Origin of the sequence: Ruminococcus sp. AF37-20 (genome assembly GCF_003460465.1) — a bacterium.
Lineage (GTDB): Bacteria > Bacillota > Clostridia > Oscillospirales > Ruminococcaceae > Hominimerdicola > Hominimerdicola aceti.
In genome coordinates this window covers 1-19,754 of the sequence record NZ_QTVE01000027.1, presented here as the reverse complement: position 1 = coordinate 19,754, position 19,754 = coordinate 1, and the positions used below count along the sequence as shown (strand labels likewise).

The window sequence follows — 19,754 nt, the reverse complement described above, 5'->3', positions numbered from 1 at the left end:
CTTTTCTTTTTTCTTAATTTTGTCCAATATCTATTGTAGCACTACACGGCGTGTGTTTTTATTTCCTGACAACTCTTGAAAACCTTGTCAAAATGTGATATAATATTTGTTACGATAATAAAAAAGCAGCAGCTCCGAAGAGCCGGAGCTGTTTTATGAAACGATCGTTATTTAAGGCACTGTGAACCATTTTCAAAAAGCACTTTGTTGAGCTTTGCCACATCATAGCCTTTGTTTATTGCATCAATGAGTATGCAATCACGGGTGTTTTTAGGATAAAGCTGAGCTTCACCCGCAAGTGTCAGAAGTCGCTGAACGGTATCAACATCAAGCTTCATAGCAAGTGCGATAGCGATTATCTTATCCTTGCTTGGAAGTCTTGCTCCTGCAAATATCTGATATCCATATATTTGATTTAGCTGGGATATTCTTATGACCTCTATCTTTGTCATCTTTTTCTTTTTCAGAAGCTCACAAAGATAACTTGCAAAATCCTGTCTGTCAAGAGAATCCTTATTGTTGCTTAGAAAACTGTTGATATCATCGCTTCCATTTAGCTCCTCCATAAGCTGTGTTGTTTTTTTCATGTCACCAGTTCCTTCCTATAATAATTTATTTTTTTTACATTTTTACATTGGAGATGAGAAATATGTCACAAAAAAGCTTATATGATTTTGAAACAGAACAGATTGACAAAATGTTCGACTGCAAAAACTATCTATTTAAAAACAGCAAGCACGAAAAAGTCATTTTAGAGAGTGACACAGGTGTAAAAATGGTGCGGCACATTATCTATAAGCCTGCTGACGTTTCTGTATACCAAAGGCTCGCATTGATAAATAATCCATATCTTTGCCGTATCTACGAGATCTCCGAAAGCAGTGAAGCGTATACTATCTATGAAGAATTCTGCGACGGCATGACTCTTACGGATTATGCAAACGGCGAAACACTAACAGAACACGACGCCCTGAACATTACCTGCTCCATATGCCAGGGATTGTATGCTCTTCACAACAGCGGCATCGTTCACCGTGATATAAAGCCTGATAATATTATAATATGTGACGACAATAATGTCAAGATTATAGATTTTGATATTTCTAAAATTTACAAATCTAATCAACGCTCTGACACCCAAACTTTGGGAACTGTAGGCTTTGCCGCACCTGAACAATTCGGTATGCAGCAATCTGACGCAAGAACAGATCTCTATTCTCTGGCAGTGCTTCTGAACGTTCTTTTGACAGGCGAGCACCCGTCAGTCAAAATGTGCGAAAACAAAAAGCTGTTGAAGATCATCAAAAAGTCACTTTCCATAAATCCGTCTGACAGATACAGCTCGGCGGAGGAAATGTTCAAAGCACTTGACAAAGTCAGGAGGCATTTGAAAATATGAAAAAATGTCCTAATTGCGGAAGAATTCTTCATGACGATTCCATTTTTTGCTTTGGCTGCATGAGCGAAATAAACAAGAGGCAAGAAATAGTTCTCGCTACCCCCAAAAAAGTGTTTTTAAAAGCAAAAATAGCCACACCAATAATCGCTGTGGCATTAGTATCCGCAACTGTTTTCGGGGTGTATACTTATAATAACAATAGTGATAAGACCACGGCTGTGAAAAAAAGCACACCTCGATCTGCTGCCACTGTCACCACAAATACACCTGTGACAACTACTCTGCCTCCCGTCACCACTGTCATGACTACTACCACAAAAAAGCGTGAGCCTGACAAGGCTGCCCTTGCGTCAGATATTGCAGAAGGGGCGGCATTAGCAGAGTCAAAAGCCGCCGCAGTCACCACCACTACCACTACAGAAAAAGTGACTGAGCCTGTGACAGAGCCTGAGATACAGCAGGATATACCGCAGGAAAACACAGAAGATACTCAGCAGGACGAGCCTGTCGAGCCTGAATATTACTCCCCTGATGGTGCAAGTCAGATGACCCTTGACCTGCTTGATTATGTAAATCCTCTCCGTGAGAAATATGGTCTGAAACCACTCCGTGCAAGCGGACAGCTTGATGAATGTCTGCAAAAGAGCCTGTATCAAATGGACGACTACTGCCAAGGCATTGGCAACGTATACGAACATCTCTCTGAGGTCGGTCTGCCTAACAACAGCAAAATACGACAATTCACAGCAAACAACAGCTGTGTTTCAGACTATGACGAGGCATACACAGAGCTTTTTACTTGGTTAAAAAATAATGCAAGCTTCGGTTTCTCTTACGGTGACAATCTGATCAACGGCTTGGAAGATTACACATATCTTGGTGTTTGCTTTTTCCATGATGATATAGTTCAGGAAAGAAAAGACCATATGTGGAATGACCCGGATAATGATGAATACGAATCTATGCCGCTATATCAATGCTATGTTTATGTTATGAAATAAGACGACAATATCCGACTTGAAAACTGCGTCAAAGTATGGTATAATACTTACACAAAAGTGTGAAATAATCTGCAAAAAAAGAGGATAGCTATGGACGAACATATAAATAACAGCAACACGACTGAAAACACAGACAAACAGCCATATAACAACTATGACTACTCTGACGAAGAATACGAAAGAATGCGCATTGAAATGGAAAAACGACGTGCCGAAAGGCGTGCAAGAGAACACAGGCGTGTTATGAAAAACCGTATCATTGCCATAGCAATTCTTTTGGTGATAATTTTTGTGATAGTGAAAGCCTGCGGTGGAAAGTCAGACAACAAGCCTGCTGCTGATTCATCATCACAGACCGAAAGCACAAAGCAGGCGGAAGCAAAAAACACCACCAAAAAGAAAACCTCCGACAACAGCAAAGCAGAAGAAACAAAGCATAAGATAGAGCAGTCAAACGGCATGACCTTTGTTGACGGCATTCTTATCGTAAACAAGACCTACTCCCTGCCATCAGATTATGCTCCGGGCGTAAGCACAATTGCACAGAACGCCTTTGACGAAATGGCAGCTGCAGCGGCTCAGGACGGCATAACACTCTTTGTAAATTCAAGCTATCGTTCATATCAGGATCAGGAATCTCTTTATAACTCCTATGCCGCAGAGCGTGGCACAGAAGCCGCAGACGAGGTATCTTCCCGTCCGGGACATTCGGAACATCAGACAGGTCTGACCTTTGATGTGAATACCACCGAGGACAGCTTTGCAGGCACTCCTGAAGCCAACTGGCTCGCCGAGCATTGTGCAGAGTACGGCTTTATTATCCGCTACCCTGAGGGAAAAGAGGACAAAACAGGATATGTGTATGAGCCGTGGCATATTCGCTATCTTGGCAAGGAAAAAGCCCAGGCGGTAACAAAGAGCGGACTTTGCCTTGAAGAATATCTTGGTGTCACCTCTGATTACAAATATGCCGAAGATCAGAACTGTTCAAGCCTGAACAGTTCCGACACCCAGTCAAATCAGTCTGACGGCTACACAGACGGCTATTATCAGGACAACACAAATTACAATTATCAATACTGATACAAATACAAAGCGGACAGCCACGGGAAAGTGGTTGTCCGCTATTCTTTACTTTGTCATACGGGACGTCGAGGACGCCGTCCCCTACAGCCAAATATCCGTCACTTGTTTTCTGAGCTTTCTGTGCTATCAGAGCTTTCCAAACTGCTGTCATCATAGTGAACAGGCTCAGTTGTAAGGCCCTTATCTCCTGCCTCTACGGCTTTCTCAGTCATATCGTCAACTATGCGTTTGAAAACTTTGAACGCCTTATCATAATTCTCCTGCATAGTTTCCTTAGAGTCGCCCAAAGTCTTAACTGGCGTTCTCATTGAAAGGTGGATATCATTCGGCATATTCTCGAAGTTAAGCTCCTTTGCCATGACCTCCATATTCCAGCTCATGCCCATATCGTCAACATACTTGTTGTTCGGAATTTCCTTTGGCAAATCAGGAGTCATTATTGACTTGAACTCCTCGTCAGTGTTTGAGTCTGTTATAACAAGTATAGACTCGCCCCCCTGAAGCTGTGCCAAGAACTTAGTGCTGTTCACGTTCTGCTGCTGATAATCGTCGCTGTGAGAATTTAGCGGAATCATAATGACCTCAACATGGACATAACCATTGCCGTCAAGATCGTCCGTGTATTTTTCAAAGAACTCCTCCAGTTCCTCCTGACGTGTTTCCAAGCCGTTGTTTGCGATCATAAGCACTGTCAGGTCAGCCTTTTCACGCCTTGCAGCGTCAATAAAAATAAATGCCGCCACCGCTATGATAAATATTGCAAAGATTATCCACACCTTGTTGTGATAAAAGAAATTCTGCACCTTTTCAAAGCCGTGAAGCTCTCTTATCTGGTCATGCTCTTCCTTTATGGAAGACTCGCTTTCATCGATAACTCCGCTTTTGAGCTTCATAAGCTCGATACGCTCCTGAGCAAGCCTGCGTTCACGTTCCTTTTCTTCCTGACGTTCACGCTCACGTCTTTCAGCTTCCGCCTGCTCTAAAACCTGCCTTTCACGCTCCTCAGCCTCACGCCTTTGCTGAGCCAGCGTGCGCTCATACTCTGCGTCATCAGCGTCCTCCAACAGACCCTGACCCTCCAGACTTTTGTCGAGCTTTGATATATTAATGTCCTTTTCGTCTTTTTTTGACATATCACTGCCGTCCTTTGCGAGATATTTTATATCATATTAGTATAAACCAATAATATTAACTCCGTATTAACAAAAAAGAGATAGCATTTTCATGAAAAATGTCTATATACAAATAAAAATAAAATGTGTATAATATACATAAATCAAATAAATTAAGTTGTGATAATAACAATTTAGTGAAAAGAGGAGAGATAGCAATGCTTGAAAAGATCATACAGAAAAACACAGAAAAATCAGAGATATCCGAACAGCTAAAAGGGCTGAGAGAACAGCTCACCCTGCTTGAAAACAAAATAAAGACCGCAGGAATGCCTGTTATAATCACATTTGACGGCTGGTCTGCCGCAGGAAAAGGCTCGATGATAGCAAAGCTCATACGCTCTCTTGACCCACGTTTTTACAAGGTGGTGTCATTTCGTGCGCCAAACGAGCAGGAAAAGCGTATGCCATGGCTGTGGCGTTATTGGCAAAGCCTGCCGAAAAAGGGCGAGTTTCTTATCCTTGACCGAAGCTGGTATCGTGACACTGTGAACGCCTGTATGTACGGCGAGATAGACAAGGACACAAGGGACACACGTCTTGAAGATATCTGCACCTTTGAAAGGCAGCTTACAGATGACGGATATGTTATCGTGAAATTTTTCCTGCACATTACCGAAGACGAGCAGAAAAAGCGTATCGAAAAGCTGGAGGGCTCCTCTGTTACAAGCTGGCGTGTGGAAAGCCACGATATAAAGAACATGGAAAAATACGATAAATTTTTCCGCAGATATGACAAAATGCTTGAAAGCACAAACACGGCATTTGCTCCGTGGACTTGCGTTGGGGCAAATGAACGTGCCTCTGCTGAGCTTGAAATGCTGACAGCGGTCACAAAGGCAGTAAGCACTGCAGTTTCCGCCAAGGAGAAGGGCGAACATTATATTCCTGAACCACAGTTCGACACCTGCGGATACAATTATCCTGAGTATAAGATTATTGAAATGCCTGCTCTTGCAGAAGTGGATATGAACAAGTCCCTTGACGAAGCGGAATATGAGAAAAAGCTGAAAAAATATCAGGACAAGCTTTTCAATCTGCAAAATCTCTGCTATCAGAAGAAGATACCTGTTATAATATGCTATGAAGGCTGGGATGCAGCAGGAAAAGGCGGAAATATCAAGCGTATTGCGGCTGCCCTTGATCCAAGGGGCTATGAAGTTCACCCTATCGCTGCACCCGAACCCTCAGAGCTTGCAAGGCACTATCTATGGCGTTTCTGGACACGTCTTGAAAAGAATGGTCACTTTACTATCTTTGACCGCACATGGTATGGCAGAGTAATGGTCGAGCCTATCGAAAAGCTCACCCCCGAAGAACGTGTGAACATGGCTTATCGTGAGATAAACGAGTTTGAAAGCCAGCTTCATGATTGGGGCGCAGAGATAATAAAATTCTGGGTGAATGTTGATAAAGACGAACAGCTCCGCCGTTTTAACGAGCGTGAGAACACGCCTGAAAAGCGTTGGAAGATAACCGATGAGGATTGGCGCAACCGTGAAAAGTGGGACACCTATGAGAAATATGTTGACCGCATGATAACACTTACCTCCACAGATATAGCACCATGGACGATACTTGAGGGCAACGATAAAAAATACGCCCGCATAAAAGCACTGAAAACTATTGTGAAACGCCTTGAAAAGCGTTTGGAAAAAGAATATAAATAAAAAAAGCGGCGAAGCGTAATGCTCCGCCGTCTTTTATTTGCCGTCAGATCAGCATCCGCAGCCGCCGCAACCATTGTCGCAGCCACAACCACCGCAGCCGTTTCCGCAACCGCCACAGCCATTTCCGCAGCCGCCGCAGCCACAGCAGAATATGAGAATAAGGATAATGATCCACCAACAACCGCCAAATCCACAACCGTTCATAAATGAAATCTCCTTTTTTATTAAGATTTATAAAGCTGAAGCTTTGCTCCGTTGCTTTATATTACAGTTTATGACGCAGAGAAAAATGTGTTACAAAAAAATCTGCAAGGAGAATTTGTCCTGTGCATAAGAATATAAAAGCGATAAAAATGCGAGAATAACAAGACGCAAAACTGTCAAGAATGTAGCTAAGACAAAGCTTTGTCTTAAACATTTTAAGGGGTGAATTTTATGAACGAACAGTTTTTTGATAGCGACAGCTTTACACCAAGGGCAAGAGAGCTTGTGAAAAATGCCGTCACTCTGGCAGGAAGCTGGGGGCATACTTATATCGGCACTGAGCATATCCTGCTCTCTGCCGCCTATGAGGAGGACTCCACAGCCTGTGCAGTGCTTCTGCGCCACGAGGTCACGGCTCAAAGGATAGAGGAGCAAATAGAATACATCATAGGCAGAGGCACGCCATGCCGTCTTACGAAAAATGACATCACTCCTAACGCTGCCGCTGTTTTAAAAGGCGCAAAAAGGCTGTGCGAGAGCATGGGTGGCGGTATCGCAGGAACGGAATACATTCTTGCTATGATACTCCGCCGCAGCGATTGCTGTGCCTTTGAGATATTGCAGCAGTTAGGGGTGAACTGCAACAAGATGTACAACGATTGCTCATTGTCAGGCAACGAGCCTAATATTTTTTCAGACAGAAATTATCCCAAGCTAAAGACCCTTGAACGCTACGGCAGAGAACTTACACGCAAAAGCGAGTGCGAAAAATTTGACCCCTGCATAGGCAGAGAAGCTGAAACAGAACGTATCATGGAGATACTCTGCCGCCGCACAAAGAACAATCCCTGCCTTGTAGGTGAAGCAGGTGTGGGAAAGACCGCTGTTGTGGAGGGGCTTGCGAGAAAGATCATGCTTGGAGAAGTGCCGTCTGCGTTGTCCTCGAAGCGGATCTTCTCCCTTGATATGACTGCCCTCCTTGCAGGCGCAAAATATCGCGGGGACTTTGAGGAGCGATTGAAAAGCTGTATGGACGAAGCCGCAAAGACTGGAAATGTGATACTTTTCATTGATGAGCTTCACAACATAATGGGTGCAGGAGCGGCAGAGGGTGCAATAGACGCTGCAAATATCCTGAAACCACAGCTTGCAAGGGGCGGTCTACAGCTCATAGGCGCAACGACTTTTGAGGAATACCGCAAAAATATTGAAAAAGACTCAGCTATGGAGCGACGCTTTCAGAAAGTGAAGATAGATGAGCCTGATCTAAGCCAGACCTGCCGTATCCTCAGCGGTCTTATAGACAAATATGAACAACACCACAGCGTTGACATCTCCCCTGACCTTATACCATATGCAGTTAAGCTTGCCGCAAGGTATGTCACCGACAGATTTTTTCCTGACAAAGCAATTGATATTCTTGACGAAGCCTGTGCCTGTGCGGTCATAGAGCAAAGTGAAAATAATTCTGGCGAGAAAATATCAGACGCTTTCAACGATTATGTGAAAGGCAAGCTCACCCGTGACGAATATCTCACCGCCATAACAGAGTGCCGCCCAAAGCGCATACCACTTGAAAAAAGACACATTGACAGCGTTATTTCATCGCTCACAGGCATAAACTGCGCCGATATCGGACAGGACGAAGCCGCAAGGCTCACAGGGCTTGAAGATAAGCTAAGCGAAAGCATTGTGGGACAGCAGACGGCTATAAAGTCACTCTGCTCTGCCGTCCGCCGCTGTCGTGCAGGACTAAAGGGCAGCGACCGCCCCATGGGAAGTTTTATTTTCTTAGGGTCAACGGGAGTGGGCAAGAGCCAGCTTGCAAAAGATCTTGCCAAAACGCTTTTTGGCAGAGATAACGCCATTGTAAAGCTTGATATGTCAGAATACATGGAACGCCACAGCGTTTCAAAGCTCATAGGCTCGCCCCCTGGATATGTAGGCTTTGACGAGGGTGGCAGGCTTACCGAACAAATTCGCCGCAAGCCCTACTGTGTGCTTCTTCTTGACGAAATAGAAAAGGCTCACCCTGACATCTACAATCTGCTTTTGCAGATACTAGAGGACGGCTGTCTTACCGACTCTGCTGGCAGGACAGTTTCTTTCTCCAATGTCCTTATAATAATGACCTCGAATATCGGCGTGAAAAAGCTTGCCGAAACCAAGACCGTGGGCTTTTCAAACAGCAAGTCAAATGGCGAAGCCAAGAAAAAAGCCATGCTCTCAGAGCTTAAAAACTTTATGTCTCCCGAGCTTTTAGGCAGGATAGATGAGGTGATTGTTTTTAACGACCTTACCCTTTCCGATATGGAAAACATTACACGCCTTGAAATATCCGCTCTTGAAAAAAGGCTCTCCGAACTTGGCTGTACACTCGCCTGTCAGCCAGAGGTATACCCTTTTATCGCAAAGCAGGCACTTTCAAAAAGCGGCTCTGCAAGAGAGATACGCCACATAATTACCGCCCTCATAGAAAATCGCATAAGCGATATGCTTATCTCCTCCGCCTGCCGTGACTTTTCTGTTTGCGTATCTGAAAACACCTTAACTGTCGCACAGCACCGCAGACAATTGTGTTCATAGAAATTTTACAAAGTATAATTGAGGGATATTTTACAAAAGCCCGCCCATATGTTATAATATTTTTATATATTGTTGCCCAAACGGCAAAAGGAGGATAAAAATGTCTGACAGAAAATACAAGCTATATTCCGACTCCACCTGCGATCTGTCGGAGGATATATTAAAAAATATGGACGTGACGCTTCTGGACTTATCTTTTGAAGTAAACGGTGTTGTAAAGAGCAAGAATGACATGACGCTGCCTGAATTTTATTCCCAAATGCGAAACGGCGCAGTAACAAAAACATCGCAAATAGGGATCTCCGACTATGAACAGGCTTTTGAAAAGGAACTTGCCGCAGGCTATGACGTGCTTTATCTTGGATTTTCATCAGGTCTTAGCGGAAGCTTCAACACTTCCTGCATTGCAAGAGATAGCGTAATGGAAAAATACCCAGAAGGCAAGATAATCTGCATAGACTCCCTCTGTGCTTCAACAGGCGAAGGTCTTTTGCTCATAAAGGCTGACGAAAAGAAAAAGCAGGGTCTTTCCATTGACGAGCTTGCCCAGTGGATCACTGACAACAGGCTTCACCTATGCCATGTTTTCACAGTTGATGACCTGAAATATCTCCACCGAGGAGGCAGAGTATCAAAGACTGCCGCCATAGCAGGCTCTATTCTTGGCATTAAACCGCTTCTCCACGTTGACAACGAGGGACATCTTATCCCAGTTGGAAAGATACGAGGCAGGAAGCAATCCATTGAAAAGCTTGTGGATATGATGTGCGAACGCATGGGAAATTGGGATAATTCCACAGTAGCCGTCTGCCATGGCGACTGCCTTTCAGACGCTGAATATGCAGCCGACCTTATGCGAAAAAAGCTTGGGAAGAAGACCACTGTGCATATCTGCTACACAGGTGCTGTTATAGGCTCACACTCAGGGCCTGGAACTCTCGCTCTGTTCTTTATGGGCGACCAGCGATAAAAATACAATACAAAAGCGGACGAAGCCCGAAAACTTCGTCCGCTATTTTTATATGTGATATCAAAGACCCTTTGCCTTTTTCAAAGTTATACCATTATCTCCAAGCGGGATAGCGTGGTCAAGTCCAACGAACTTGCCTCCCTCCTGCCAAAGAACTTCCTTTACAAAATCATACTTTTCCTCGTCCCATGTAACAAAATCGTCTTTTACAAGTCCGCCCGTGTCACCTGAGTTTGCATTGAAGCACCAGAAAGTGTGATTTACATGATTGTCCTTTATTAGCTTTCTCATGTAGGTCATCCAAGTTAGGTTAGGCTCTGTCATAAAGCCGCCCCACTCGCCTATAAGAAGCGGTGCGATATCCTGCTCCTGAATGTAGAACCAGTTGTCTTTCCAGCAATCTTTCATAAGGCTCTTGTATGTGTAATCCCCCTCGAACCAAGGCTGCTGATAAACTGTCGGACCATAGTCGTGCGGCGAGTAAACAAGCTTATTCTGATATTTGCCAAGGTCGATAGGATAGTCCTTTACGCCCCTGAGATTTCCGCCCCACCAGTTGAAATAGTAATCATCACTGTTGGTGGAGGAATAATCCCCGTTTTTCTTGATGTTCTTAGGGTATATTTCGATACCCTCGACCATTATAAGCACATTAGGATTTTTCGCAAGCACCTTGCTCGCTGCCGTTTCAGCCACATACTTCCAGTTGTTTGCGTCCTTTGAATCATTCCATATTGCCGCAGCGTCACCCTCGTTAGGCTTGCCGTGAGGCTCGTTTTTCAGGTCAAATGCAACGATAGTGTCATTGTCCTTATATCTGTCGGCAAGCCACTCCAAAGCATGGTAATAGTCCTTTACAGTGACCTTGTCAGTATACCACAGATTTACAGTATGACCGCTGGCATTGGTTTCCGCTGAATGGATATCAGGCATTACTTTAAGACCGTTTTCCTCCGCAAGCTTGAGAAAATAATCAAATATCTCAAGGCTGTTCATAGAGTTCAGCTCTTCATTGTACGCGTTATTGTAGTTCGCCTTTGGATATTCGCCCTCTGACCACTGGTTGATAAGCTCCGCTGACATAGGCACTCTTATAAGATTGAAGCCATGGTCTGCAATAGCCTCCACCGATGACACAAGCTCGCTGTTCCAAAGTCCGTCAAAGGTGTTAGTGCCTGTGTTGTAGCCAAACCAGTTCACGCCCGTGAGCCAAACCTCTTTGCCGTCCTTATCAAGTATCTTGCTTCCGTCTGTGTGAAGCCAATCGTCACCCTGTTTAGCCTTTGAGGTACGCTTTAGAAGCTTTTTAACGTCCTTTTCCGTGACCTTTTTGTCATTATTCTGATTATTGTTGTTATTGTTATTATTCTGTGATACCTTGCCCTTTTTAACAGTACACTCCACACCGTTTAGCTTTGCAGACTTAACATTGAGCTTTGTTCCAGTTCCGATATTACAGCCGATAGAGGTCGAACCGCCCTTTGCGATCTCGCCATTGTAATCAACATTCGTGACCGTGAGTTTGTTGCCCTTGACCTTAAAGTTGCCGTTCCAGCCGTCACAGCTTTTGAGCTGGTCAATTTCAAGCTCCAGCGTCCACTCCTTGAGGGCTTCATCGGAGTTGTTCTCAATGCCTATCTCCATGCCCGTCATGACCTTGTCGCCGTCCTGCCAACTGTTGTCCCCTGAATAGGAGATGATAAAGCCCTTTTCCTTTTTATCGTCCTTGCTTTCCTGAGAGCTTTCCTCCTCATCAGCATCAGACTCGTCCTCGCTTTCATCAGCCGCAGAGTCCTCCTCACTGGTGTCATCGGTTTCTGAAGTCACCGCAGAACTGCTCTCCGCCTTTGAAGCTGAGCTGTCCACGTCTTTTTTGCCTGATGTTGCCACCAGTATCAGTGCAATAACAAGCCCCACTATAACAGCGCCCATGCCTGCAAAAGCGATAATAAGCTTTTTGTTTATGCCCTTTTTGCCCACATTCTCCTGCTGGCTGTTTACGTCTTTTTTCTCATCACTCATAAGCTTTCCCCTTTATTTTTGATTTTTACATATTTATAAGACCGCCGAGTATTACGCCCGACGGTCATACTTTCTTTTTTTGGCGACTTATTTTACTGACTGGAGTTTCTCGCTAAGGAACTTCTCCTCAAACTTGTCTGACGGCATAGGTCTGCCGAAATAATAGCCTTGTATAACGTCAGTTTCCAGATCTCTCAGGATATCGAACTGCACCTGTTCCTCAACACCCTCTGCGCAAACTGCTATATGCAGGTCGTGAGAAAGATTAACTATCATTTTAACAAACACCGCAGTGTCAGGATTTTTTGCAATATCATCAATAAACGACTTGTCTATTTTAATGGTATTCAGCGGCATTTCCTTTATGCAGTTAAGCGAAGAATATCCTGTTCCGAAATCGTCCAGTGCTATCTTCACGCCCTTGTCTGTTATATGCTTCAAAAGCTCCTTCATCTTTTCCATGTCATGGATAGCAAGACTTTCTGTGACCTCAAAACATATCTTCTCAGGGGGTGCGCCTGTTTCGTCAAAAAGTGTGTCTATCTTGTCAAGGAAATCAGGCTCAATTATCTGACCTACAGACAGATTGATGTTCATTCTCAAATCAAGCCCTGCGTCAGCCCACTTTTTGCACTGTCTGCCTGCGATCCTTATCATGTTCTCACCCAAGAGATTGATATAGCCAAGTCTTTCCGCCATAGGGATAAATTCGGCAGGGGAAACCTGACCGAACTCAGGTGGATTCCACCTCATAAGCGCTTCACAGCCCACAAGCTTCTTTTCAGAGCTGCTGAATATAGGCTGATAGTACGCCGTGAAATGTGCAAAGCCGTTTGTGATATCCTTGTGCATGAGCCTTTCAAGTTCGATCTGCCTTGAAAGTATCCTGCCGATAGTTTCGTTATAATTTATAGTGCAATTCTTGCCCTGCTTTTTCGCATATGAAATGGCAAGGTCGATCCTTTTAAGAACCGTGTTTACAGTATCGTCAAGCTTTGGAAACTTCGCAACGCCCATTGAACAAGTGCAATAGCAAGTGCTGTTAGCTATCTGCCACTCTGTGTTGAACTTATCATGTATGATCTTGCATATCTCGTCGATCTCGGTCTGATCCTGATCTCTCAGAAGCACAACGAACTCATCGCTGCCAAATCTAAAAACGCTCAGCTTTTTATTCTTCTGGGCAAAATCCTCAAAGAATTTACCTATCTCTTTAAGAAGTCGGTCACCATTATTGTGACCATAGCTGTCATTTATGTTTTTGAAATTATCAAGGTCAATGAGCATAACAGTGCTGTTCTCATCGCTTTCAATAATGCCCTGTATACTCTTATCAAGACTTAATCTGTTAAGAAGACCTGTGAGATTATCGTAAAAGACCTGCTTTTCGATGACCCTCTCATAATTTATCTTTTCTGAGATATCATTAAGTGTGCAAAGTCTGATAGTTCTGCCGTCATGCCATTTTATGAGTTTTTCCGACACATTGAACCATTTGTTCATGATCTCGGAATAATAATCTCCTCCAAAAAGCATTCCTTCCTTATGAGCAGGAAGCTCACACCAAGTTTTGCTGAAAACGTCACTTTCCTTTTTGCCGACCAGTTTCCCCAAATACTGTTCAAAGCTCTTGCTGGCAAAAACTATCTCACCACTGTCCTGTGCCACTGCAAGAACATAGGAATTCATATTATCCATAACGTCAGTAAGCGTGCGAGTAGTGCTTTCAGCATGTTCAGCCGCTCTCCTAGTATGGAGCATTCCAGAAAGTATGTATGTCAGACGTGAGGCTAGCTGTATCTCCTCAGGTGACCATACTCTCTCAGGATCAGAGGACAAAAGATTGAAATATGCAACATACTTATTGGTGTCCTTGACAGCACAAGTGAGTGAACAAGGATACACCACACCACGCAGGGATATTTCCTCCACATCTCCATTCGGATGAGCCTTATCCGCAACGTGAATACCAGTTTGCATAAGTGCTTTTTTCATTGCATTGTATCTATTTCTATTAAATTCTTTATCAAAAGCAAATACAGTATATTTATGTGTATCAGCGATCAATTCATAACTCAAAGGTTCTGAGTTTTCATAACCTGAAACTGTTACCGTAGCCGCATTGACATAAAGTGCAGAGCAAATACTTTCGAGAAAATTCTTGCACACATTATCAAATCTGTCATCGCTTTCAAGTATTTTCAAAAAGCTCTCGAACTTTTCGTTATAGGTCTTAGCTGGTATTTCCATACAAACAGCCCTCCTCTGCTTATATAAATACGTCTAGCATCATTATAACATATTTTCCGTAAAATCACAAGGGGAATTATAGAAATTTATTTATAATGCACAAAACAAATGACCAAATTTATATATTATTAAAAAACAAGCCCCGTAGTTAAGCTTAAAAAAGTTTAACTGACGGAGCAAATGTGACCGAACCGATAAGCCGAGTTTTGTCGAGTGCGATAATCTATCTGGACTGTACGTCGCCGCACAGCTCTAGCCACCTATAGCCCCAAGTCTGACGAGCAGCCATTGACTTGCAAGCTACCATTGGTGTTGCATCGGATAAGGTTTACATAGCAATGACGTCTCCGCCATTCTGGTGGGCTTTTACCCCACCTTTCCACCCTTACCAACAAAAGTTGGCGGTATATTTCTGTTGCACTGGCTCTAAGGTCACCCTCGGCTGACGTTATCAGCTATCCTGCTCTATGATGCTCGGACTTTCCTCATAAACCTAGAACGTTTACGCTATCGCATAGCTCGCTCACAATATGATTATATCACATGAATGACGAAATGTCAAATAAAAGCCAGCATAGACAGTGAGCATTCTTAAAAATCATGCAAAACGTCTCAAACATATTTACAATTTACAAAAAATGTGATAGAATTAAAATAACCAAATCAAAGGAGCGTAAAAAATGAGAACTTGTCCTCTATGTGGAAAGTGAGGGCGAGATCGATACTTGCAATGAAATAACATTGGATAAGCTAAAAAGCAACCTCAGCGACGTTGGACTTCCCTCAGACAGTGAATTTATAAGGGTAAGCTATGTAATAAACTGCTGCAAAAGCTATGATGAAATATTTGAATATGCCAAAAAGGTGAATTTTTCAAACGAGCTTTTCACTGATGAAGAAGGCGACCTTACAGTTTATTCCCAAAGGCTGGATTACAAATATCTCGGCTGCACAATATATGATATATGTGAGAGTCAGCAAAAGCCTAATGGTGATATTTCATACAAGACCGAATACGTCTGCGAAATTTGGCTGATGAAATAAGCAAAATTAAAGTTTACAAATCATCTTATAATTAGCCTTGATATATTGTTTACAATACGCAAAAAATATGTTAAAATTAACTTATGCTTTTACCGGCAAATAATCTAACAAGGAAAAAACATCTATGAAGTTCAATATCAAAAAGGTCGCAGCCGCATTTTTAAGTGCGGCAATGCTCACCACAGGCTCGGCTCAGCTTTCTGTTTTTGCACAGCAGACGCTGAAATATGAAGCCGAAAACGGCACTTTGGGCGGCTCTGCCTATATCCAAACAGACAATTCCGCATCAGGCTCTAGGTCGGTTCGTTTTTCAGACTCAAGCTGCACATGGTCACAAACTGTTACAGTCAGCGAAAGCGGATACTACAAAATAAAGCTTTACAGCCGCGGAGAAGGCTCAAATAAGATAAACAACCTTTCTGTAAACGGCTCAAATGCAGGTACTTTCAGCAGTGCAAACGGCTCTGCCTATAAAGCCTCCACAGTGAATGGTATATATCTCAAAAAGGGTCAGAACACTGTCAAAATAACAATGTCGTGGGGATATTTTTCTCTCGACTACATAACCATTGAAAAAATGAGCGCTTCAAATGCCTACACTGCTGCTGAAAATCTCGTTGACCCATACGCTTCACAAAGCACACAGCGCCTTTACAGCTATATGAAAGACGTTTACGGCAAAAAGGTCATAACAGGACAGTATTGCGACGGTGGTCTTAACGGCACTGAGTTCAAAGCTATAAAGTCCGCCACTGGTCAGACCCCTGCTATGTTGGGTCTTGACTTTATGCGCTATACTCCATGCCGTGTCCAGAACGGTGACACCTCCGACGCTGTCGAAAAGGCTATCGAGTTCTCACGGGCAGGAGGAATAGTAACATTCTGCTGGCATTGGAACGTACCTGACAAATATCTTCTCTCAGGTACAGACGGCGGAAATCCACGTTGGTGGGGTGGTTTTTACACCAAAAACGTTGACCGCTCAAAGTTCTCGCTTACCAAAATAATGAACGGCTCAGACCCTGAGGGCTACAACACTCTTATGAGCGACGTTGACGAGATCGCCAAACAACTCAAACGTCTTTCTGACGCAGACGTTCCGGTACTGTTCAGACCGCTTCACGAGGCAAGCGGCGGTTGGTTCTGGTGGGGTGCAGACGGCTCGGAAGCCTACAAAAAGCTTTGGCAGGCAATATATAACAAGCTCACGAATGAATACAAGCTTGACAATATCATATGGGTATGGAATGGTCAGGCGGCAAATTGGTATCCCGGTGACGAATATGTTGACATAATTGGCGAGGATATCTACCCAGGCACAAGAGATTATTCAGCACAAAGCTCAAAATATCTTGAAGCCACAGACTGTTCACCAAGCGGAAAAATAGTTGCCCTTACAGAAAACGGCTGTCTTTTCGACCTTGACAAAGCCTTTGCGGCAAACACCGCATGGTCATATTTCGGCACATGGAGCGGTGAGTTTTGTATATCAAGTTCTGAGAAATATACCGAGAAAAGTATGTGGCAAAAGGTCTATAACAGCGACTATGCCGTGACACTTTCAAGTCTGCCCGACCTGAAAAGCTATCCTATCAGCAGTGACAATACACAGATAACTCTTGACTCCACGTCAAAAGAAGTCACATACGGCGACAGCATTACCCTAAAAGCCAGCGTGACCTCAGACACCCCTCAGACAGTAACATGGAAAAGTTCCAACACAGCCGTTGCCACAGTAAAAGACGGTGTCGTGACCGCCACGGGCAAAGGCACAGCAAAGATAACAGCCTCCCTGCCTAACGGAAGGTCTGCCGTATGCACTGTAAAGGTCACCACAAAAATGCTTCCAACATCAGGCTATTCCTATGCAAGCACTGCACAGTACACAGGCAGTGCAATTATTCCGACAGTCACTGTTAAGGACGGAAGCAAAGTTCTCCGTCAGAACATCGACTATCGTGTGATAGTCACGAACAATGTTAAAATCGGTCACGCTAACATCACTATCTCAGGCATGGGCAACTACTACGGCAGTTATTCCGCAGGCTTTGACATTATCCCTGCCAAGCAGACCATACAAAAGCTTGAAACAAGATACAAAGGCTTCTTTGTGGATTGGGCGCAGAAAGGCTCTGCAACGGGCTATGACATTCAGTATTCCACCGGCGCAAACATGAGCGGTGCGGCTTCTAAACACCTCACTGCCAACAAGCCAGATAAACTGACAATAAGTGGTCTGACAGCCGATAAGACATACTACGTCCGTGTGCGTTCATACACAAACGTTGGAAGCAAGACCTATTATGGTCCATGGTCTGACATAAAAAGCATAAAGACCGCAAAATATGATATCACAAAAGCTTCCGTTTCTGGCATTTCCACCAAGGCATACACAGGCAAGGCTATCACGCAGAACATTACTGTGAAATACAACGGCACTGCCCTGAAAAACGGAACTGATTACACAACTTCCTACTCAAACAACAAAAAAATCGGCAAGGCAATTGTCAAGATAACAGGCAAAGGCAAATATGGTGGCATTATCACAAAGACCTTTACCATAAACCCTGCCAAGCAGGAGATACAGAAGCTTACGTCTAAATCCAAAGCATTTTTCGTGGATTGGGCGCAGAAAGGCTCCGCAACGGGCTATGAGATACAGTATGCGACTAACTCCAAGTTTACAAACGCAAAGAAAGTCACCATAACAAACAACAAGACCGACAAGACCTCAATTTCCAAACTTAGCGGCAACAAGAAATATTACGTTCGTGTCCGTTCCTACACGACAGTGAACGGCACAAAATATTACGGTGCATGGTCGGTTTCAAAGAGCGTGACTACAAAAAAATAAAGAAAAAGTGATTGTCCATAGCAAAATAGAGGTCTGGCTCAAACGTCAGACCTCTATTATTTTTTATTCGCACACAAAAACACCCCGTATCATAAGACACGGGGTGAAATTTTTGTTATCTATTCAGATATTCTAAACTTTGCAAGAATTACTTCTTCTGTGCGATAGCAGCCTGTGCAGCAGCTCACCTGCACGAGCTTTTATGACAATTTCACCGTTTAAACCAAGTAGATTTATCAACCAGTATGTAAAGTGACAGCTTTCGCCGTCACCGATCATAAGCTCAGCAGAGTTTTTTCTGCCTGTGAGCGTACAACGTATTTTTTCACTTTTCTCCTCGCCGAGATTGATTATCCATTCAAAATTTGTATTGTCAAACGGCGTAATTCTCGATACCAATTTGCTAATAATTTCATCGTTGATGTGACCGTTGTCAGCAGAAAGTATCTCATCAAGAGTTCTGCGAATACGATCCGTGTCTATGCAGTTTCCGCTGACCGTATCAGCTGTGTCGTTCCTTTTAAGCTCCGCTTTTAAACACTCAAGCTCATTTTCTGAATCAGCTCGGACCGTTCGGTATTCGTCCTTTTCAATATCTCCCTCGGCATACATATCAACCAGCTTGCGTGTTTTCGCTTCAAGTTTTTCAATTTTGGATTTGATAATATAGGCGTTTTTCTGCAACGAATCGGTTCCTTCCATGCAGTGCTTGTTGATCAAGTCAAGCACCCTTTCAATGATCTCATATCTGTCCGCAAGCACCTCGCCAAAAATCTTGTCCGCCATCATTTCAAGTTTCCATTGACAAATTCCTTTTATATCGCACACACCATCCGCCTCAATCCCGTGATTTGACAGATAACGTGGACTGACCGACTGACTGCGACGATAGCAGGAATAACCATAAACCTCCTTGCCGTCTTTCTTGTTCGTCCGCCATTTGTACTTTTTAAATCCCGAACCGCAATGGCATTTCAGTTTGTTCAGCCAAGGGTCGGCGGACGGATTATGTCCGAACTTCTTATCCTTACCCATACTGTTCTTTAGCACCTGACAGCGTGATTTCATAATCCGTGCGCACTCGTCCCACTGTGCTTCGCTGATGATCGGCTCGAAATCACCCTTGTGATAAACGTAGGTTGAGGTGTCATAATTGTTTTTCCTCTTTTGCTCCAGATAGTTATTGGTACTTGATTTATTGTACCCGATATAGCCCTTGTAGGTTGCGTTCTTCAGTATTCTGTTTACCTTTGAGACGTCCCACTTGACGTTACCCGATGAGTCCCTGCGTTCAAGGCGATATAGCTCGTTGACGATCTTCTTTATTCCGTAGCCGTGCAGATAGTAATCATATATTATCGTCACCGTTTCCGCCTGCTCCGGATTGATCACATAGGTTGAGCCGACTCGGTCGTACCCAAGAATATTTCCGTTCCCGTATAGCACACCGTTTAATCCTGTATAATAAAACTTGACACATACAAAACAATCAAAGT

Annotated in this window: 14 protein-coding genes and 1 other RNA gene; 8 read left to right on the top strand and 7 right to left on the bottom strand. The window is 43.7% G+C overall.

Annotation, left to right across the window (positions count from 1 at the left end):
• Positions 1-167 precede the first annotated feature (167 nt).
• On the bottom strand, positions 168-587 hold the full coding sequence (locus DW015_RS11960; RefSeq protein ID WP_117859641.1) for a hypothetical protein: 420 nt from the start codon (positions 585-587) through the stop codon (positions 168-170).
• Between the two features lie 62 nt (positions 588-649).
• Here DW015_RS11960 and DW015_RS11955 point away from each other — a divergent pair, with 62 nt between their 5' ends.
• The 3 genes from DW015_RS11955 (at position 650) to DW015_RS11945 (ending at position 3,483) form a co-directional block, all read left to right on the top strand.
• Positions 650-1,399: a serine/threonine-protein kinase gene (locus tag DW015_RS11955; protein ID WP_181979921.1), complete on the top strand. Its 750-nt coding sequence runs from the start codon at positions 650-652 to the stop codon at positions 1,397-1,399.
• On the top strand, positions 1,396-2,400 hold the full coding sequence (locus tag DW015_RS11950) for a zinc ribbon domain-containing protein (protein WP_117905787.1): 1,005 nt from the start codon (positions 1,396-1,398) through the stop codon (positions 2,398-2,400). Before DW015_RS11955 ends, DW015_RS11950 begins: the two co-directional genes overlap by 4 nt.
• A 90-nt stretch (positions 2,401-2,490) precedes the next feature.
• Entirely contained in the window at positions 2,491-3,483 is a 993-nt protein-coding gene (locus DW015_RS11945; protein ID WP_242993284.1) for a M15 family metallopeptidase, read from the top strand.
• 101 nt (positions 3,484-3,584) lie between these two features.
• Here DW015_RS11945 and DW015_RS11940 read toward each other — a convergent pair whose 3' ends face one another.
• A complete protein-coding gene (locus DW015_RS11940; protein ID WP_117905786.1) occupies positions 3,585-4,619 on the bottom strand; it encodes a hypothetical protein in 1,035 nt (344 codons plus the stop codon).
• 197 nt (positions 4,620-4,816) lie between these two features.
• On the opposite strand from DW015_RS11940, the gene pap reads away from it, so the two are divergent.
• Positions 4,817-6,328 carry a polyphosphate:AMP phosphotransferase gene (pap, locus tag DW015_RS11935; RefSeq protein ID WP_117905785.1) on the top strand — a complete coding sequence of 504 codons (1,512 nt, stop codon included), beginning with the start codon at positions 4,817-4,819 and terminating at the stop codon, positions 6,326-6,328.
• Between the two features lie 48 nt (positions 6,329-6,376).
• Here the strand turns inward: pap and DW015_RS13490 are convergent, their stop codons facing one another.
• A complete protein-coding gene (locus DW015_RS13490; RefSeq protein ID WP_022288524.1) occupies positions 6,377-6,532 on the bottom strand; it encodes a hypothetical protein in 156 nt (51 codons plus the stop codon).
• Between the two features lie 231 nt (positions 6,533-6,763).
• On the opposite strand from DW015_RS13490, the gene DW015_RS11930 reads away from it, so the two are divergent.
• Complete coding sequence (locus DW015_RS11930; protein WP_117905784.1) at positions 6,764-9,118, top strand: ATP-dependent Clp protease ATP-binding subunit; 2,355 nt, start codon at positions 6,764-6,766, stop codon at positions 9,116-9,118.
• 100 nt (positions 9,119-9,218) lie between these two features.
• Entirely contained in the window at positions 9,219-10,088 is an 870-nt protein-coding gene (locus DW015_RS11925) for a DegV family protein (RefSeq protein WP_117891273.1), read from the top strand.
• Between the two features lie 60 nt (positions 10,089-10,148).
• Here the strand turns inward: DW015_RS11925 and DW015_RS11920 are convergent, their stop codons facing one another.
• From DW015_RS11920 to rnpB, 3 genes are all read right to left on the bottom strand, one after another.
• On the bottom strand, positions 10,149-12,110 hold the full coding sequence (locus DW015_RS11920; RefSeq protein ID WP_117905783.1) for a cellulase family glycosylhydrolase: 1,962 nt from the start codon (positions 12,108-12,110) through the stop codon (positions 10,149-10,151).
• Positions 12,111-12,197: 87 nt separating this feature from the next.
• Positions 12,198-14,360, bottom strand: a complete 2,163-nt coding sequence (locus tag DW015_RS11915) for a bifunctional diguanylate cyclase/phosphodiesterase (RefSeq protein ID WP_117905782.1) — start codon at positions 14,358-14,360, stop codon at positions 12,198-12,200.
• A 179-nt stretch (positions 14,361-14,539) separates the two neighbouring features.
• Positions 14,540-14,886, bottom strand: an RNA gene (gene rnpB, locus DW015_RS11910) — RNase P RNA component class A.
• Positions 14,887-15,059: 173 nt separating this feature from the next.
• On the opposite strand from rnpB, the gene DW015_RS11905 reads away from it, so the two are divergent.
• Together DW015_RS11905 and DW015_RS11900 are read left to right on the top strand one after the other, a co-directional pair.
• Positions 15,060-15,404, top strand: a complete 345-nt coding sequence (locus DW015_RS11905) for a hypothetical protein (protein ID WP_117905781.1) — start codon at positions 15,060-15,062, stop codon at positions 15,402-15,404.
• 124 nt (positions 15,405-15,528) lie between these two features.
• A complete protein-coding gene (locus DW015_RS11900; RefSeq protein ID WP_117905780.1) occupies positions 15,529-18,258 on the top strand; it encodes a glycosyl hydrolase in 2,730 nt (909 codons plus the stop codon).
• A gap of 132 nt (positions 18,259-18,390) precedes the next feature.
• Here DW015_RS11900 and DW015_RS11895 read toward each other — a convergent pair whose 3' ends face one another.
• Positions 18,391-19,704, bottom strand: coding sequence for a recombinase family protein (locus tag DW015_RS11895; protein WP_147338162.1), 1,314 nt, complete (start codon positions 19,702-19,704; stop codon positions 18,391-18,393).
• Between the last annotated feature and the right edge of the window lie 50 nt (positions 19,705-19,754).

Bases quoted from the DNA above. Each gene is read 5' to 3' on its own strand.
- DW015_RS13490 (WP_022288524.1), bottom strand. From the start codon at position 6,532: ATGAACGGTTGTGGATTTGGCGGTTGTTGGTGGATCATTATCCTTATT.
- DW015_RS11945 (WP_242993284.1), top strand. From the start codon at position 2,491: ATGGACGAACATATAAATAACAGCAACACGACTGAAAACACAGACAAA.
- DW015_RS11950 (WP_117905787.1), top strand. From the start codon at position 1,396: ATGAAAAAATGTCCTAATTGCGGAAGAATTCTTCATGACGATTCCATT.
- DW015_RS11940 (WP_117905786.1), bottom strand. From the start codon at position 4,619: ATGTCAAAAAAAGACGAAAAGGACATTAATATATCAAAGCTCGACAAA.
- DW015_RS11900 (WP_117905780.1), top strand. From the start codon at position 15,529: ATGAAGTTCAATATCAAAAAGGTCGCAGCCGCATTTTTAAGTGCGGCA.
- DW015_RS11920 (WP_117905783.1), bottom strand. From the start codon at position 12,110: ATGAGTGATGAGAAAAAAGACGTAAACAGCCAGCAGGAGAATGTGGGC.
- pap (WP_117905785.1), top strand. From the start codon at position 4,817: ATGCTTGAAAAGATCATACAGAAAAACACAGAAAAATCAGAGATATCC.
- DW015_RS11930 (WP_117905784.1), top strand. From the start codon at position 6,764: ATGAACGAACAGTTTTTTGATAGCGACAGCTTTACACCAAGGGCAAGA.
- DW015_RS11955 (WP_181979921.1), top strand. From the start codon at position 650: ATGTCACAAAAAAGCTTATATGATTTTGAAACAGAACAGATTGACAAA.
- DW015_RS11925 (WP_117891273.1), top strand. From the start codon at position 9,219: ATGTCTGACAGAAAATACAAGCTATATTCCGACTCCACCTGCGATCTG.
- DW015_RS11915 (WP_117905782.1), bottom strand. From the start codon at position 14,360: ATGGAAATACCAGCTAAGACCTATAACGAAAAGTTCGAGAGCTTTTTG.
- DW015_RS11960 (WP_117859641.1), bottom strand. From the start codon at position 587: ATGAAAAAAACAACACAGCTTATGGAGGAGCTAAATGGAAGCGATGAT.